Below are 16,456 nucleotides of genomic sequence, written 5' to 3' on the forward strand. Positions count from 1 at the left end.
CCTCCTAGCTTTCGATGATCTTTTCATCCACCTTGATGCCTACATGCCGGCCTGGCTCGCAGACATAGGCCAGAAGCTGCTCTCCCGGCTGGATGGTGGTGGCGTTGCGCGGTTCTCCATTGGCGCCCATCAGACGGATGTGCCAGTCATCCTGGACGATCACGTTCAAGTCCATGCCGTCAGCCACACCTCGGATCAGGAGCAGCGGCCGCACCTCCGTCTTTACCCGGCCGACGCTGAGCGGTCGCGTCTCCCCTTTTGTGTTGACACACAGCACGGGTAGGCCGGCCCGCAGGTCGGTCAAATAGTCGGTGGCGTTGCCGGGGCGCCAGACGTAGGAGTGGACGGCGCCGGCGTTGACCCGGAACGGACGCAGGTTCATGTAAGGGAGGTAATGCGTCTCCGAGCAGACAAAAACCCCGCCCGATGAAGTGGAACCGATAATCATCCCTTCATCGCGCGTCATAATCCCCGTTGTATCAATACAGGAACGCAGACCCATCCCGATATGGCGGATCTCCGTGACTGTCAACGGATGCAGTTGCAGTCGCTCGGCTCCCTGGCGAGCGAGGAATGCTTTCAACCGGATGATCTCATTCAGATCGTCCGTGGTCAGCAGGACGCCGTCGCTACCCTGTTCCAGGACGCCGAAAGCGACCTCCATCGCTTCCACACTTTTCTCCGCTTTAAGCAGCACCGTCTTGCTATTCTGCAAGCGGGCGATGATCAGTTCCAGGGGAATGTTTGTTGGCAGGTCAAAATCGACGACGGCATAATCATGGGCAGCCGCCGCCCGACTGGCTTCCTCCAGATCCTGCTGACCGCCTTCGATGAAGAAAGCGATGCAGGTGCGCAGACCCTTTTCCCGAGCGGTAGCCAACAGCGCCGGAATGCCGGAAAGGACGATATCTCCTTCTGACAGGCCATTCAGGTCATCGGCTTCTTTGATTTCCGTGATCAGAACCGTTTTGAGCGGGAAATGGCCGTCCCGCCGTTGCGCTGGTGTGACGACAATGTTCTGAACGGGAGAGTTGTCGATCAATCCCCAGATATCTCTGCGCTCCAAAGGCACGAGGCGTCCGTCAAACCAGACCTCCCGCGTAACGGCGCCGGTACCCATCTCACTAGCCACGAACACCAACTCCATATCCTTGAATTCCCTCGCCGAGATCCACCCGGCTATTTGAATTCTATTCAATGGAAAATAATGGTGTTACATTGAGGCTAGCGAAATAGAAAAACTCCGCCATTGGTGGCGGAGCTTTCATTGTCTTGCTTTTTGAACCAACGTGTTTCTATATGTCTTTACACTCGCCTAAATCTTTCATAGTGGCTTGAAATGCAGTATTAGGGTAGTCTGATGAGAAATACAATTTAATATATTCTGATGAAAAAATTGTATTGCAAAACGTTGCAGAAGGATCAATTGATAATATTAGTTTTTTTACTTCGCTTTCCCATGTGAACTTGGTATCTTCACTGTGCTTTCCGTATTTTGTAACTGAGTAATGCAACGTTTCCGTCCTCCTTCAATCGTCGAATATGGCTAATTCTTAATTTACCTTATACAAGGATGCGTGGTCATGTTACTTCCTCATCGTTCAGGATAACATTGATATCTAACAGTCTTTCCCTTGACAGGCATTCCGTCGTATGCTATAGTAACCAGCGGAACGACAAACAAGCAGAAGCCATCCGCTTCTCACCCAGGCGCACAAAGGTTGCCACCTGGGTTCATCCGTCAGAGCCGCGCGGCACAGAATCGGCCCATGCCGAACTGGATGCGTTGTGCAATGGGAGAAGCATGCGGGTGGAAGACCCCGCATTTTTTTGTTTGTTTCGTTAAAGAAATCAGGGGGTGAACATTTATCAGCAAGGACCTGCGCATCAACGAGGAGATCCGCGTCCGCGAAGTTCGCTTGGTGGGGAACGAAGGGGAACAACTGGGTATTTTGAATATCCGCGACGCCCTGCGTATCGCCCAGGAGAGCAACCTCGATCTGGTGGAGGTGGCGCCGACGGCCAAGCCTCCCGTATGCCGGATCATGGACTATGGCAAGTATAAGTTTGAGCAGAGCAAACGGGAACGGGAAGCTCGCAAAAAACAGAAAGTTGTCAGTATCAAAGAGGTTAAACTGCGCCCGAACATCGAGGACCATGATTTTGACACGAAGGCCCGCAACGCCATCCGCTTCCTGGAGGACGGCGACAAGGTCAAGGTCACGATCATGTTCCGTGGACGTGAGATCACCCATCCCGAGTTGGGCCGGCAGTTGTGTGTCCGTTTGGCTGAGGTCTGTCGACCGATTTCCAACGTGGAACGCGACGCCAAGGTGGAAGGCCGCAATATGATCATGATCCTGACGCCGAAAGCCGAGACCCAGCGGGAACCTCGCGCCGAGAAGCCTCGGGATGCCAAAACGGCTGAGAAAGCGGAAGCCCCGGCCACCGGAGAAACCGCCGAATAAATCGCCCCTTTACTCGCTATTGAGGAGTTGAACGACATGCCTAAAATGAAAACCCACCGCGGGGCGGCCAAACGGTTCAAGAAAACCGCCTCCGGCAAATTCAAAGGCAAAAACGCCTTCACCCGTCACATCCTGGAGAAGAAGTCGGCCAAGCGCAAGCGCCAGCTCCGCGGCACCTCTGTCGTTGCCAAGGAAGACACGCCGAAGCTGAAGGAACTGCTTCCCTATCTCTAGGCTGGCCAGCCGGTATCACACCCTATTGAAAATACGCCTCAGGCAGCACAGGAGGTCTTCGTATGGCTCGCGTCAAGACGGGTCCCATGTCCCGTAAACGACATAAAAAAATCCTCAAACTCGCTCGCGGCTACCGCAACGCCCATTCCAAACTCTTCCGCACCGCCCACCAAGCGGTGATGAAGGCGCTTTCCTATGCCTACGCCCACCGCAAGAAGAAGAAAGGCGACTTCCGCAAGATCTGGATCACCCGGATCAACGCTGCCGCCCGGATGAACGGCATCTCCTACAGCGTCATGATGAACGGCCTGAAAAAAGCCGGCGTCGAAGTCAACCGCAAGATGCTCGCCGACCTGGCTGTCAACGACTTGGCCGCCTTCGCCAAGCTCGCCGACGTGGCCAAGGCGAAAGTGAACGCCTAAAAATCAAATCAGTTATCGAAAAAACAGACATGGCCGCGGGGTCATGTCTTGTTTTTCTGGGGAAACTGGTATTAAGACGAAGGATCCCAACCTGGAATTACACTTGCCATAGAACCAAGGAGAGACGGGAGTCGGACTGTTCATCTATGCAACGATATGAACCGCCCAGACCCATTTTCGCCCCCTATGTACAGGGGAAGCGGCCCAACTACGGGCTTTCGCCGGCCCGGGTGCTCGTCGCCGGCTTTGCCCTCATCATCCTGATCGGCGGATTCCTCCTCAGTACGCCAATGGCGTCACGGAGCGGCCTGGGAACGCGTTTTCTGGACGCCCTGTTTACTGCTACTTCCGCTGTCTGTGTGACCGGCCTCGTCGTTGTCGATACCCATGACAATTTCTCGCTAGTGGGCCAATTGATCATCATCACCCTGATCCAGGTGGGCGGGTTGGGTTTTATGACCATGGCCACCCTGATTTACCTGTTGATGGGCAAGCGGATCAATCTGAAGGAACGGTTGCTCATGCAGGAGGCATTGAACAGCCTTTCCGTCCAAGGCGTCGTTCGATTAGCCCGCCACGTTCTACTGACCACCTTCTTGATTGAAGGGATCGGCGGTGTGATCTTATCACTCCGTTTCATTCCCCAGATGGGGCTGACGAAAGGCCTCTATTACGGCTTTTTTCACGCCATCTCTGCCTTCTGCAACGCCGGTTTCGATCTGTTTGGCGGTTTCCGCGGCATCACCGGATATGTGGACGATCCCATCGTCACGCTGACCATCTCGACGCTGATCATCATCGGTGGCTTGGGTTTTACTGTCATTGCCGAGACCTTTCGCTACCGGGAGATCAAGCGATTCAGCCTTCACACCAAGCTGGTCTGGATGATGACGGCAGTGCTCATCCTCTTGGCCACCTTGGCCGTCTTCTTCCTTGAATTCAACAATCCCAGGACACTGGGCGCCCTTGGTTGGGACGGCAAGCTGCTGGCCGCCTATTTCCAGGGTGTTACACCCCGGACAGCCGGCTACAACACAGTGGGCATCGCCGACCTCAAACCGGCGACACAGTTTCTCATGATCATCCTCATGTTTATCGGCGCCTCGCCAGGTTCCACCGGCGGGGGCATCAAAACAACCACATTGGCGTCGCTGCTGGCCGCCGTGTGGAGCATGCGCCAGGGGAAGATCGATGTGGGTTTCTTTGAGCGGCGCATCCCGCCGGACACCATCTTTAAAGCAGTCGGCATTACCATCATGGCCGTTCTGCTTGTCATAACCGTGACGATGCTGCTGACGATCACGGAAGATGCCGACTTCCTGGCGCTGCTCTTTGAAGCCACTTCCGCCTTTGGCACCGTGGGGCTTACCATGGCAGTTACTCCGAACCTGAGCGACTTCGGCAGGGTGCTGATTGCACTCACCATGTTCGCCGGCCGGGTAGGGCCGTTGACACTGGCCGTTGCGCTCAGCGGCAATGTCCTTGCAAAACTGCGTTATCCGGAAGAAAAAATCATGGTAGGGTAGGGGAGCCGTCATGGCCAAAGTGAAATCGCAAAAACTGTTCGCCGTCATCGGTTTAGGGCGCTTCGGCACAAGCGTAGCCAAGACCCTCTTTCGCATGGGTTACGAGGTGCTGGCCATCGATAATTCGGAAGAACGGATCAATGAAGTGGCCGACTTTGTCACCCATGCCGTGCAAGCGGACGCCGAAGACGAAGAGGTGCTGAAAAGGCTCGGTATCCGTAACTTTGACACGGTCATTGTCGCCATCGGATCCGATGTGCAGGCCAACATATTGGTGACGGTCATTCTCAAGGACATGGGCGTTCGCCATGTGGTGGCCAAGGCCCAAAACGACCTGCATGGCAAAGTCTTGACCAAGGTGGGCGCCGATCAGGTCGTCTACCCCGAGCGGGACATGGGGGTCCGCGTGGCCCATGCCCTGGTTACGTCGACGGTGATGGACTACTTGGAACTTTCGCCCATCCATTCGCTTGTTGAAATTCGTTCACCTGAACGGTTTGTCGGACAGACCATCGGCACGGCGGATCTGCGCGCCCGTTACGGCATCACCGTCATTGCCGTCCGCAAAGGCAATGATGTGTTGGCATCGCCTGGGGCGGACACGCTGATCGAAAAGGGTGACATCCTCGTCGCCGTTGGTTCCAATGATGACTTAAACCGCTTTGAAGGAGAGGCCTTTTGATGATCACCTCCCCGGACAACCAGCATGTCAAAGAGGCGCGCTCCTTGTCGCGGAAGAAGGAGCGGGGCGTCACCGGCAAGTACCTCATCGAGGGGGTGCGCCTTGTCGAAGAGGCGGCCGCATCGAAGGTCTCTCTGGCCTATTGCCTCTATACAGCGCGGGTATCGGATCAGCCTCGTGGACGGCGTTTGCTCGATACTCTGGCTGCCAACGGCGTCGACTGTCTGGAGGTGGATGATCGCGCCCTGGCTACCATTACCGAGACGGAGCAGAGCCAGGGGATCGTCGCCGCCGCTTTCCTGACGCCGGCGGAATGGGAGAGCATCATCGCTGCGCCGGAACCGTTTTTGCTGATCGTCGATGGCCTGCAGGATCCCGGTAACTTGGGCACGATCATCCGCACTGCCGAGGCAGCCGGCGTCACGGGTGTGCTGCTCACGCCGGGTACCGTTGATCCCTATGGTCCCAAGGTGATACGAGGCACGATGGGCGCCCTGTTCCGTCTGCCTGTGGCAACGGCGCCATCGGCGGAAGGGCTCGCCGCCGCCTTGCGGGAGCGGGACATCACCCTGGCCGTGGCCGATGCCCGTGACGGCGTGCCTTATTTTGAAGCGCCCTGGGTGGGGAGGCGTCTAGCCATCGTCATCGGCAGCGAGGCCCACGGCCCCCAGCCGATCTGGCGAGACCGGGCACAACTGCTCGTGCGCATCCCTCTCGCGCCGCCCGTCGAATCGCTCAACGCTGCTGTCGCCGCCGCCGTGCTCCTTTTCGAAGCGTCCCGCCATCGCTCGGTTGCTTCGACAAGGGGGCTATGATATAATTTCCCTAGCTGGTGGACCCTGGAACGCAGAAAGGTTGTGGTCGTCGGTGTTTTCCGCAGACTTTTTCTGGCGTATCTTCGAAGTGACAGGTTCCGTTGCAGCGTATATGATCTACCGGCGGTTACTGGTGCAATAAATTGATTAGGGCGTTGAACGGGAGCAGTACTCCTCATCCCGCTTGCCAGGGAGACGATCGCCATGGACTGGAAGCGACGTTGAAGCGGAGTGGAGGAATTTCACCCGGGAGCTTCGGGCTGAAGCCTGGAAAGTCAGGACCAATCGGGGGCGAGCTTGACCCCCGAATGAAGCTGGTTTTGCAGGTGGGTAGGTTTTGACGGTTTCCCTCCGTTACCGGGGAACGACGAATCAGTCGGCCGAGTGGGTTGTCCTTTGGGCAATCTAGCGGGGTGGTACCGCGGAAACAACTTCCGTCCCCTTGGGGATCGGGAGTTTTTTTATTTTTCTTTTGAAAATCGGGAGGTCTTGGCGATGCGTGAACAATTGGAACAGATCCGGCGCGACGCGGTGGAAGCGCTGCGCGATGTCGACACGATGGAAGCGCTGCAGGATTGGCGTGTCCGCATCCTCGGCAAAAAAGGAGTCTTGACGGGGATCCTGCGCGGTCTCGGCGCCCTTCCCGCCGAGGAACGCCCGCTCATGGGCGCCCTCGTCAACGAGGTTCGGGCTGAGTTGGAGTTCAAGTTGGAAGAGAAAAGCCGTGAACTGAAAGCAAGGGAAAAGCAGGCCCGCCTCTCCAGCGAGTCCATCGACATCACCCTACCGGGGCGGGTGCAAACGGTTGGCGGCAAACACCCCCTCACACTGGTCATCGACGAGATCAAGCAGATCTTCCTCGGCATGGGCTATGAGATCGCCGAGGGGCCTGAAGTGGAACTGGACTACTACAACTTCGAAGCCCTCAACCTGCCCCAGGACCATCCGGCCCGGGACATGCAGGATTCCTTCTATATCACCCCCGACATCTTGCTCCGCACCCACACATCGCCGGTGCAGGTCCGGGCGATGGAGCGCATCCGCCCGCAACTGCCCGTCAAGGTGATCTGCCCGGGCCGTGTCTTCCGCCGCGACGACGACGCCACCCATTCGCCCATGTTCCACCAGGTGGAAGGGCTCGTCGTCGACAAGGGAATCACCTTCGGCGACCTGCGGGGAACGTTGCTCACTTTCGCCCGCCAGATGTTCGGCCCTGACCGGGAGATTCGTCTGCGCCCCTCCTTCTTCCCCTTCACCGAACCGAGCGCCGAGGTGGACATCTCCTGCGTCATCTGCGGCGGCAGCGGCTGCCGCGTCTGCAAAGGCTCCGGCTGGCTCGAGATCCTCGGCTCCGGCATGGTCCACCCCCGGGTGCTCGAATACGGCGGCTACAACCCCCAAGAACTCACCGGCTTCGCCTTCGGCATGGGCGTCGAACGGATCGCCATGCTCAAGTACGGCATCGACGACATGCGCCTGCTATATGAAAACGACATGAGGTTCTTAGCTCAGTTCTAGGAATCGGATAATCTGGGATTTGGGCCTTTCAAGGCAACACTAGCGTGTAGCCCTTGCTAATGCTACCCCTACCGTAAAGCTGGGGGGTGGACTGGCGCAGTGAGCGATTTGAGCGGAGCGGCGAAGAGCGAGTGACGTTGCGGAGCGTTAAAGCGCGCCATGACATGCAGAAAGACCCAAGACGTTTGGCGCGCTAGCGAAGCAACGGAACGAGCCGCCGCGCAGCTCTTAGCGAACGTAGCCAGTTCACCCCCCCGCTTACCGATTGATGCACCGACAAGTCAAGGTCGAAGAAACCAAACGAGGTGGAAACGAATGCGCGTATCGATAGACTGGCTCAGCGATTACGTCACCGCCGGCCTGGAAGCCGCCGAACTGGGCGAAAAGATGACCCGCTCCGGCATCGCCGTGGAAAATGTCTTGCGCCGGGACAAAGGGCTCGATCAGGTCGTCGTCGGCCAGATCGTGGAAATGACGAAACACCCCGAGGCGGACCGCCTCTGGATCTGCACCGTCGACACCGGTGAGGGTGTCCGCACCATCGTCACCGGCGCCCAGAACGTCCGCGTGGGGCAGAAGGTTCCTGTTGCATTGCCGGGGGCGCATCTCCCTAACGGCATCGAGATCGGCGAGTCGGTCCTGCGGGGCGTCCCCTCAGCGGGGATGCTCTGCTCCGCCGAGGAACTGGGCCTGGAGGAGAAGACGATCGCCCCGGAAGACCGGGAAGGTATCCTCATCCTCAGCGCTGATGCGGTGACAGGCCAGCCGGCGGTGACGGCTCTCGGCCTCGACGATCCTGTGCTGGAACTGGAACTGACGCCCAACCGGGCTGACTGTCTGGCCGTCGTCAACGTGGCCCGCGAGGTGGCGGCCATCACCGGCGCCGATCTGACCCTGCCTGAGGTGGTCGTCTCCGAAAAAGGGGAGGAACGCGCCGAAGAGCGGGTGAAGGTCACCATCGAAGACGGCGACCTCTGCGGCCGCTATGCCGCCCGACTCTTCACCAATCTGCGCCGCGGTCCGTCGCCGCTATGGATGCAGCGACGATTGCAGGCGGCCGGCATGCGGCCCATCAACAACATTGTCGACATCACCAACTATGTCATGCTGGAACTGGGCCATCCCCTGCACGCCTTCGATTACGACACGATCAAGGACGGCCAAATCATCGTCCGGCGCGCCCGGGCCGGTGAAAAACTGGTCACCCTTGACGGGCAGGAACGGGAATTGAATACTGACCACCTGGTCATCGCCGATCCGGAGAAGGCAGTCGGCTTGGCTGGCGTCATGGGCGGCTTGAACAGCGAGATCTCCGACGGCACGACGACAGTCCTGCTGGAAGCGGCTCATTTTTACCCGGCCAACATCCGCCGCACCGCCCGCCAGCTCGGCTTGCGCTCCGAGGCGTCTCAGCGTTTTGAAAAGGGTGTCAACATCGACACGGTGACATGGGCCATGAACCGGGCGGCTCAACTGGTCGCTGAGTTGAATGTGGCCGATGTGGTCCCCGGTCACGTCGATAACTACCTGAAGCAGGCAGCGCCCCAGCAGATCCCTTTTTCCGTCGACCGAATCAATGCCCTTTTGGGCACGAAGCTGACCGGAGCGGAGATGGACGCCATCTTCCGCCGTCTCCGGTTCCCTGTCACCTGGACCGGCGATACCGACGGGGAAATGGGCTCAGGCGTCGTCGAAGCTCCCACCTACCGACCTGACCTGCAAGGGGAACACGACCTGGCTGAAGAAGTGGCTCGCCTCTACGGCTATGACCGCATCCCGACGACCCTGCCGGAAGGCAAGACGACCGTTGGCCAGCGCACCTGGGCTCAGACGGTGCGCGAGCGCATCGCCGATACGCTCGTCGGCGCCGGGTTCCGGGAAGTGGTCACCTTCTCCTTTATCCATTCGCGCCACCTGGACCGGCTCGGGTTAGCGGCTGATGACCCCATGCGCCAGGTTGTGCCGGTGCAAAACCCCTTGAGTGAGGAGCAGGGCATCCTCCGTCCGACGATCCTGCCGGGCTTGTTAGAAGTGGCTGCCCGAAACGCCAGCCGCCGCATCGCCGATGTGGCGATCTTCGAGGTGGGTTCCACCTTCATCCCACGCGCGTTGCCGCTGAAGGAACTGCCCGATGAACCATGGAAGGTCTCGGCCCTCGTAATGGGCGAGGAACCGATTCAATGGAGCGCCAAAGCGCGAGTCCTCGATTTCTATTATCTGAAAGGAATCGCCGAAAAACTGCTGGCTATCCTAAAAATCGAGGATGTTATCTGGCAGCGGGAAAAAGAGCTTCCCTACCTCCATCCCGGACGTTCGGCGCGGCTGACTGTGGAACGGGAGGGCGTCGAGATCCACCTGGGCGTCCTTGGCGAGATCCACCCCGATGTGCGGGAGGCTTATGATCTGACCGGCCGGCCCGTCGTCATGGAACTGGACCTATCGGCGCTGCTCCTGCTCGCCCGTGCGAAAGGGGACTACAAGCCGCTGCCTCGTTATCCCTCAACCGACCGCGACATGGCCATGGTTCTCCCCGTCGATGTTCCGGCAGGCCAAGTGGAAGCCGTCATCGCTGAGACAGGCGGAGACATCCTGGAGCGCTGGCGTCTCTTCGACGTCTACCAGGGCAACCAGATCGCCCAGGGCTATCGCAGCCTGGCCTACACCCTCCGCTACCAGGCGCCTGATCGAACCCTCACCGACGAAGAGGTCAACAGCCGCCATGAATCGATTAAATCCACCCTGGCCGACCGGCTTGGCGCCACGTTCCGCTAAATAAACCGCTGCTTGCAGGAAAAGGAAGAAGGTTTTTTCGACATTGGCAGCGAAGAGGGAATCAATTCTTCACTGAGATAGCTGAGAAAGACATGGTCTTAGAGACGTGCTTGTAGGAAAATCAGATCGATAAAGAATTCTTCGTAAGATTCGTCAAGCGCTGTCAATGTCGAGGGGGAACAATCTGTGTCTGATGATATTCACAAGACGACCGTACACATTTACGGAGAACCTTATACAATCCGGAGCCCCTTGACACCCCAACAGATGAGGCAACTGGCCGCCACCGTCGATGAGCGGATGCAGGAGATCAGCCGTAAGGGGCCCCACCTCTCCGTCTCCAAGGTGGCCGTGATGGCGGCGCTCCACTTTGCCCATGACTTGGCCAAACTGCAGGAGGATTATGACGATCTGATCAAACTCCTAGAGGATTCCAGTTCCCCAAAATGAGAACCATCGGAATGGTGAGCGCCGGGGAGCCGGCGCTTTTTTCCTTATCGCTTGGGCACAATAGCCGGAAGGAGGGAAAGCCGTGCACAACCAGGAAATTGCCTGGGCCCTCGCCGAGATGGCGAACCTGCTGGAGATCCTGGGGGAAAACCCCTTCAAGGTGAGAGCTATCCGCAAGGGCGCCATGGTCATCGAGAGGCTGGAAACTCCTGTCTCTGTCCTGTCTGCCCGTGGACAACTGGCCAAGATCGACGGCATCGGTAAAGGGCTCTGCATTGAGATCGAGGAGTTGCTGCGAGAGGGCGAGAGCCGCCAACTGCAGCGACTGCGTGAAAAGGTCCCGCCCGGCGTGCTTGACATGTTGCAACTGCCCGGCATCGGACTGCGGGCGGTGCGCACCTTTTTTGCCGAAGGGTACACGACGATGGAGGAGTTAGAGGAGGGTGCCCGCAAGCACCGGTTGCGCTTATTGCCGGGTATTGCCGCCAAGACAGAACTGGCGGTCATTCGCGGCGTGGAGATGCTGCGGCGGCGGTCAGGGAAATTCGGCCTCGGCGTCGCCCGGCCCCTGGCCGAGGAGTTCCTCCGTTTCTTGCAAAACCTTCCTGAGGTGACCCGCGCCGAGATCACTGGCGATCTGCGCCGCAGTCAGGAGGTAGTCGAAGAGATCCACCTGCTGGTCGCATCGCAGGAACCGGAGGATGTCCTGGATCTGGTGAAAAAACACCCCATGGCGACGAAAGTGCTTGATGAAGGCGACCGCTTTGTCCGGTTCGCCTTTGCCTTCGGCCTGCCCGTCCGGATCGAAGTCAGCAATGAGACTGATTTTGTCGCCCGCTGGGTGGAGACGACGGGGACGGCCCAGCACTGGGCGGCCTTAAAAAGCCGGGGCGCTCGTTCGGCTACTTCCAGCATGGGAGATTGTGCAGCCGGAGCGGAACCGAAAGGCGCTCTTGACGGCGACTGGCGCCGATTCATCTCCTCTCAAGAGGCGGAGGAGGACTTTTACGAGCAACTCCACCTCTCCTGGATTCCGCCGGAACTGCGCGAATCGGGACAGGAGGTCTCCCAGGCCGCAGCGGGAGAACTCCCCGACCTGGTCGAGATGAATGATATCTTGGGGGATTTTCATATTCATACCAACTGGAGCGACGGCGTATCGTCACTGGAGGAGATGGTGTCAGCCGGGCGGGAGCGGGGCTACGCCTACATGGCCATCACCGACCACTCCCAGTCCCTGGCGGTGGCCCGCGGTCTGTCGGAAACGAAACTGCGGGAACAGCAGCGGACCATCCGTCAACTGGCCGCCCGGGAGAAGGATTTCACCCTCTTTTCGGGGATCGAGATGGATATCCTCGGCGACGGACGCCTCGACTACGCCGATGACCTGTTGAGAGAGATGGATGTGGTCATCGCCTCCGTGCACACCGGTTTGCGCCAGGAGCGCCACAAGGTCCATACCCGCTTGGAAGCGGCCCTGAAAAACCCCCATGTGGATATCATCGGCCATCCGACAGGCCGGCTGATCGGCACGCGGGAACCCTATGACGTGGACATCGATTGGCTGCTCGACTTGGCGGCGAAGACAGGGACGATCCTGGAGATCAACTCTTCGCCCGACCGGCTCGATCTTTCGGCCCTCCATGCCCGTTTGGCCAAGGAGCGGGGCGTCATGATCGCCATCAATACAGACGCCCACGACCGCGCCCGTCTGAGCGAGATGGCCTACGGCGTCAACAACGCCCGGCGGGCCGGGTTGGAGAAGGACGATATATTGAACACAAGACCCATAGGGGAGGTTAAAAAGATTTTAGCCAGGCCGAAAGGGTAGAGAATATCCTCAAAGGTGAATGGAAATGGATACAGGAGGCTGACGATATGAAAGCTCGCGAGATTTACGAACTCTTCGTCTCCATGGGGATCGACGCCGATCCCAGGGGACGGGACGATGTGGACCGCCAGTTAGCCCGGCGCAAGCAAGAGTTCGGCGAACTAAAGGAAGCAGACAAGGCGAACTTTGACCAGGAGACGCTGACCAACCCCTACAGCGACACCCGTTTGCTGGTGGGCGATCCCAACCGTGAGGTCAAGCGGGTGCTCGTCGGCATCGATATGGAGGTCGGCGAGGTGTTGCTGGCTGACCGGCTCGGCGAGAAAGGCAAGCCCATCGATCTGCTCATCGCCCACCACCCCGAAGGCAAAGCCCTCTCGGCCCTGCATGAGGTGATGCACATGCAGGAAGACCTCTTGGCCAAAGTGGGCATCCCGATCAACGTGGCCGAGGGGATCATGGCCAGCCGGATCAGCGAAGTCAAGCGTGGCCTCGCGCCACTGAACCACAACCGCGCTATCGATGCCGCCCGTCTCATGGACCTGTCCATGATGTGCGTCCATACGCCCGCAGACAACCAAGTGCAGACGTTCCTGCAGCAGCGGATCGACGAGAAAAAGCCCTCCACCGTCGGCGATATCCTCAACCTGCTTAAAGAAATCCCCGAATACAAGGAGGCGGCCAAAGCCGGCTCCGGTCCCACCCTCTTCACCGGACGCAAGGAAGGCCGCTGCGGCAAGGTGATGGTCGACATGACCGGCGGCACCTCCGGTTCGGAGGACGCCTACGCCAAGCTGGTCCAGGCCGGCGTCGGCACCATCGTGGGCATGCACATGGGCGAGAAGCACCGCAAGGAAGCCGAAAAAAACCACATCAACGTGGTCATCGCCGGACACATGGCCAGCGATTCACTCGGCATGAACCTGCTGCTCGACGAACTGGAAAAGCGCGGCCTAGAGATTGTGCCCTGCGCGGGGTTTGTTCGGGTCAGCCGAAACGGGTAATAAGTCAGATAAACGAGAAAGACTCCCCGGGATCCAGACAGATCCGAGGGGAGTCTGTTTTATGATCATCCATGGGCAAAAGGGGTTCATCTTGGAAAAACCGATCTAACTTGCGGCATTAAAAAAACCCGATAGATCATTGTCGTACTGCAGAGTGACCGGATCAGGTCTTCACGCTATACCTGCTTTCCTTGGGAAGAACCCTTCCTTTCCGAATAAAGGTCCGGTAAATATATGCCGTATAAGTCAGCACGATCGGCAACCCGATCAGCGCCAGGATCAGCATGATCATCAACGTCCGCTCTGACGAGGAGGCGTTGAAGACGGTGAGGCTGTTGGCCAGGTTGTTGGAGGCCGGGACGATATAGGGGAAGAGGCCAGCCGCCAGGGTGGTCAGCAGGCCAAAGATGGTCAGGGCCGAGGCGCCCAGCGGGGCATAGGCACGACCGCCCTTCAGCGCAACTGGGAAGTAAGCGAGGCCGCTCAGGGCGATCAGGGGGAGCACCCAGAGCAGGGGGAGGTTGAAGTGGTTGGCAAAGAGCCTGGGCGTGCCAATGTAGCTCCAAGCCGTGCCGATGAGAAAGAGGGGGATCAAGGCCAGCCAGGCCCTGTGCGCCCAGCGGCGGGCTTTTTGTTGGAGGTTGCCGTCGCTCTGGGAGATGATGAAGGCCGCGCCGTGCATGGAGAAGAGGCAGAGGCTGACGAGGCCCATGACGAGCGAGTAGGGGTTAAGCAGGCTCAGGAAGTCGCCTAGGTAGCCTCCCTTGGCGTCGAGGGGGATACCCCGCAAGATGTTGCCGACAGCCACGCCATAGAGGATGGAGGGGAGCAGGCTGCCGAGGCCGAAGCCGAGGTCCCACCACTTGCGCCAGCCAGGCCTGTCCAACTGGTGCTGGAACTCGATCGAAACGGCCCGGAAGATGAGGGCGAAGAGGACGAGCATCAGGGCCAGGTAAAACCCGCTGAAGACGGTGGCGTAGACCATAGGGAAGGCCGCGAAGATGGCGCCGCCGCCAGTGAGCAGCCAGACCTGGTTGCTATCCCAGTAGGGGCCGATGGAATAAATCAGGCGCTTCCGTTCCTCCGGGTCTTTTGTCAGCAGGTAGAGGCTGCCCACGCCGAGGTCAAAGCCGTCCAGGAGGGCGTAACCGAGCAGGAGCACGCCGACGAGCACCCACCAGGTGATCTGCAGTTCCATCATACGCCCACCCCCGTTCCCGATTTGTCGGCGCCTGTGGCTGTTGCGAAGGCCTCAGGACCTGCCGCCAGCTTCTTGCGCAGCAGATAGAACCAGGCGACGAAGAGCAGGCTGTAGATGAGGACGAAGAGGATGATCGAGGCAAGGATTTGCCAGGCCGGCACGGTATAGGAGATGCCGTCCACCGTCCGTAGGAGCTTGTACACGATCCAGGGCTGGCGGCCTACCTCAGCGGCGATCCAGCCGACCTCGTTGGCGATGAAGGGGAGCGGGATCGACCAGAGGGCCAGCTTGAGGAACAAGCGGTTGTCTTGAAGCGTCCCTTTACGCTGGAGCCAGATGCCCCAGAGGGAGAAGAGGATGAACAGGGTTCCTAGGCCCACCATCAAATGGAAGGTGACGAAGGGCAGGAATACAGGGGGCCGTTCGTCTTTCGGGAAGGCGTTCAGGCCCTTCACTTCGCCGTTGGGGTCATCGGTCGCCAGCAGGCTGAGCGCTTTGGGAATGCCGACCTTGAAATGGGTCACCCCGGCTTCCTCGTCCGGGATGCCGAAGAGGAGCAGAGGAGCACCCTTTTCCGTCTCAAAGAGCCCTTCGATAGCGGCCAGTTTTTCCGGTTGTGTCTGGGCGACCTGGACGGCGTGCATGTGCCCGATGGGGATCTGGGCCAGCGACGCCGCAAGGGCCATGAAGAGGGCGTATTTCATCGACTTTTTGGCGAAGGCGACTTCCCGGCGGCGCAGCAGGTACCAGGCCGAGATGCCCATGACGAAAAAGGCGCCCGTGATCAGCGCGCCGTCGACGGTGTGCAGGTAGCGGGGGACGGTGGAGGCATTCAATAGGGCTGCGTTGAAGTCGATCAGTTCGGCGCGGCCGTTGACGATGTGGTAACCGGCCGGTGTCTGCTGCCACGAGTTGGCGATGATGATCCAGAGGGCCGAGAGGGTGGAGCCAACGGCCACCATCAGGGAGGAGAACCAGTAGACTCTTTTCGATACGCGGTCGGCGCCCCAGATCAGGACACCCATGAAGGCCGATTCAAGGAAGAAGGCGAAGATGGCTTCCGCCGCCAGGGGACCGCCGAAGATGTCGCCCACAAAACGGGAGTACTCGGACCAGTTGGTGCCAAACTGAAACTCCATGGTGATGCCGGTGGCGACGCCGACGACGAAGCTGATGGCGAAGATCTTGAGCCAGAAGCGGGACATGCGCTGATATAATTCCTCTCCCGTTTGTAAGTAGCGAGTCTGCATAAAGACGATGAGCCAGGCCAGGCCGATCGTCAGCGGGGGGAAGATGAAATGAAACCCCGCCGTGACGGCGAATTGGATCCGCGATAACAGAACCACATCCATCCAGACAACCTCCTTCGAATCTGTTTTGTGTGCGGCGATGATGTCGGTGTCTGCGCGCCGGGGCGCAGCGAATCGCTCGGTCTTGATGCAATTCGCTTTTGCCTTGGTCCTGGGGGATAATTCTGGGACTTAATTCTTGCAATAACAATTATAATCGACATTCGACCGAAGTTCAACGGTA

At 58.9% G+C, this 16,456-nt stretch carries 14 protein-coding genes; 11 read left to right on the forward strand and 3 right to left on the reverse strand.

Going from position 1 to position 16,456, the window contains the following annotated elements:
• Positions 1–4: 4 nt before the first annotated feature.
• Entirely contained in the window at positions 5–1,147 is a 1,143-nt protein-coding gene (locus tag AC0CW1_RS15545; protein ID WP_488183906.1) for a 3-dehydroquinate synthase II domain-containing protein, read from the reverse strand.
• Positions 1,148–1,868: 721 nt separating this feature from the next.
• On the opposite strand from AC0CW1_RS15545, the gene infC reads away from it, so the two are divergent.
• The 11 genes from infC (at position 1,869) to AC0CW1_RS15600 (ending at position 13,722) form a co-directional block, all read left to right on the forward strand.
• A complete protein-coding gene (infC, locus tag AC0CW1_RS15550; RefSeq protein ID WP_488184180.1) occupies positions 1,869–2,468 on the forward strand; it encodes a translation initiation factor IF-3 in 600 nt (199 codons plus the stop codon).
• Between the two features lie 36 nt (positions 2,469–2,504).
• A complete protein-coding gene (gene rpmI / locus AC0CW1_RS15555) occupies positions 2,505–2,702 on the forward strand; it encodes a 50S ribosomal protein L35 (RefSeq protein WP_488183907.1) in 198 nt (65 codons plus the stop codon).
• A gap of 62 nt (positions 2,703–2,764) precedes the next feature.
• Positions 2,765–3,124: a 50S ribosomal protein L20 gene (rplT, locus tag AC0CW1_RS15560; protein WP_488183908.1), complete on the forward strand. Its 360-nt coding sequence runs from the start codon at positions 2,765–2,767 to the stop codon at positions 3,122–3,124.
• A 146-nt stretch (positions 3,125–3,270) separates the two neighbouring features.
• Positions 3,271–4,650: a TrkH family potassium uptake protein gene (locus AC0CW1_RS15565; RefSeq protein WP_488183909.1), complete on the forward strand. Its 1,380-nt coding sequence runs from the start codon at positions 3,271–3,273 to the stop codon at positions 4,648–4,650.
• 10 nt (positions 4,651–4,660) lie between these two features.
• On the forward strand, positions 4,661–5,332 hold the full coding sequence (locus AC0CW1_RS15570; protein WP_488183910.1) for a potassium channel family protein: 672 nt from the start codon (positions 4,661–4,663) through the stop codon (positions 5,330–5,332).
• A complete protein-coding gene (locus AC0CW1_RS15575; RefSeq protein ID WP_488183911.1) occupies positions 5,332–6,147 on the forward strand; it encodes a TrmH family RNA methyltransferase in 816 nt (271 codons plus the stop codon). Before AC0CW1_RS15570 ends, AC0CW1_RS15575 begins: the two co-directional genes overlap by 1 nt.
• Before the next feature lie 495 nt (positions 6,148–6,642).
• Positions 6,643–7,665 (forward strand): phenylalanine--tRNA ligase subunit alpha, encoded by a 1,023-nt coding sequence (pheS, locus tag AC0CW1_RS15580; protein ID WP_488183912.1) that lies wholly within the window; start codon positions 6,643–6,645, stop codon positions 7,663–7,665.
• Between the two features lie 315 nt (positions 7,666–7,980).
• Positions 7,981–10,437, forward strand: a complete 2,457-nt coding sequence (pheT, locus tag AC0CW1_RS15585; protein WP_488183913.1) for a phenylalanine--tRNA ligase subunit beta — start codon at positions 7,981–7,983, stop codon at positions 10,435–10,437.
• 186 nt (positions 10,438–10,623) lie between these two features.
• Entirely contained in the window at positions 10,624–10,887 is a 264-nt protein-coding gene (locus AC0CW1_RS15590; protein WP_488183914.1) for a cell division protein ZapA, read from the forward strand.
• Between the two features lie 82 nt (positions 10,888–10,969).
• Positions 10,970–12,718, forward strand: coding sequence for a DNA polymerase/3'-5' exonuclease PolX (polX, locus tag AC0CW1_RS15595; protein ID WP_488183915.1), 1,749 nt, complete (start codon positions 10,970–10,972; stop codon positions 12,716–12,718).
• 47 nt (positions 12,719–12,765) lie between these two features.
• Positions 12,766–13,722 carry an NGG1p interacting factor NIF3 gene (locus AC0CW1_RS15600; RefSeq protein WP_488183916.1) on the forward strand — a complete coding sequence of 319 codons (957 nt, stop codon included), beginning with the start codon at positions 12,766–12,768 and terminating at the stop codon, positions 13,720–13,722.
• A 163-nt stretch (positions 13,723–13,885) separates the two neighbouring features.
• Here AC0CW1_RS15600 and cydB read toward each other — a convergent pair whose 3' ends face one another.
• Positions 13,886–14,923, reverse strand: a complete 1,038-nt coding sequence (cydB, locus tag AC0CW1_RS15605; protein ID WP_488183917.1) for a cytochrome d ubiquinol oxidase subunit II — start codon at positions 14,921–14,923, stop codon at positions 13,886–13,888.
• Positions 14,920–16,275 (reverse strand): cytochrome ubiquinol oxidase subunit I, encoded by a 1,356-nt coding sequence (locus AC0CW1_RS15610; protein WP_488183918.1) that lies wholly within the window; start codon positions 16,273–16,275, stop codon positions 14,920–14,922. Before AC0CW1_RS15610 ends, cydB begins: the two co-directional genes overlap by 4 nt.
• Positions 16,276–16,456: the final 181 nt, after the last annotated feature.

The organism is Heliomicrobium sulfidophilum (assembly GCF_057715735.1).

What these genes read in the sequence shown, in the direction of transcription:
- AC0CW1_RS15545 (WP_488183906.1), bottom strand. Translation starts at nt 1,147, where the DNA reads ATGGAGTTGGTGTTCGTGGCTAGTGAGATGGGTACCGGCGCCGTTACG.
- rpmI (WP_488183907.1), top strand. Translation starts at nt 2,505, where the DNA reads ATGCCTAAAATGAAAACCCACCGCGGGGCGGCCAAACGGTTCAAGAAA.
- rplT (WP_488183908.1), top strand. Translation starts at nt 2,765, where the DNA reads ATGGCTCGCGTCAAGACGGGTCCCATGTCCCGTAAACGACATAAAAAA.
- AC0CW1_RS15565 (WP_488183909.1), top strand. Translation starts at nt 3,271, where the DNA reads ATGCAACGATATGAACCGCCCAGACCCATTTTCGCCCCCTATGTACAG.
- AC0CW1_RS15570 (WP_488183910.1), top strand. Translation starts at nt 4,661, where the DNA reads ATGGCCAAAGTGAAATCGCAAAAACTGTTCGCCGTCATCGGTTTAGGG.
- AC0CW1_RS15575 (WP_488183911.1), top strand. Translation starts at nt 5,332, where the DNA reads ATGATCACCTCCCCGGACAACCAGCATGTCAAAGAGGCGCGCTCCTTG.
- pheS (WP_488183912.1), top strand. Translation starts at nt 6,643, where the DNA reads ATGCGTGAACAATTGGAACAGATCCGGCGCGACGCGGTGGAAGCGCTG.
- pheT (WP_488183913.1), top strand. Translation starts at nt 7,981, where the DNA reads ATGCGCGTATCGATAGACTGGCTCAGCGATTACGTCACCGCCGGCCTG.
- AC0CW1_RS15600 (WP_488183916.1), top strand. Translation starts at nt 12,766, where the DNA reads ATGAAAGCTCGCGAGATTTACGAACTCTTCGTCTCCATGGGGATCGAC.
- cydB (WP_488183917.1), bottom strand. Translation starts at nt 14,923, where the DNA reads ATGATGGAACTGCAGATCACCTGGTGGGTGCTCGTCGGCGTGCTCCTG.
- AC0CW1_RS15610 (WP_488183918.1), bottom strand. Translation starts at nt 16,275, where the DNA reads ATGGATGTGGTTCTGTTATCGCGGATCCAATTCGCCGTCACGGCGGGG.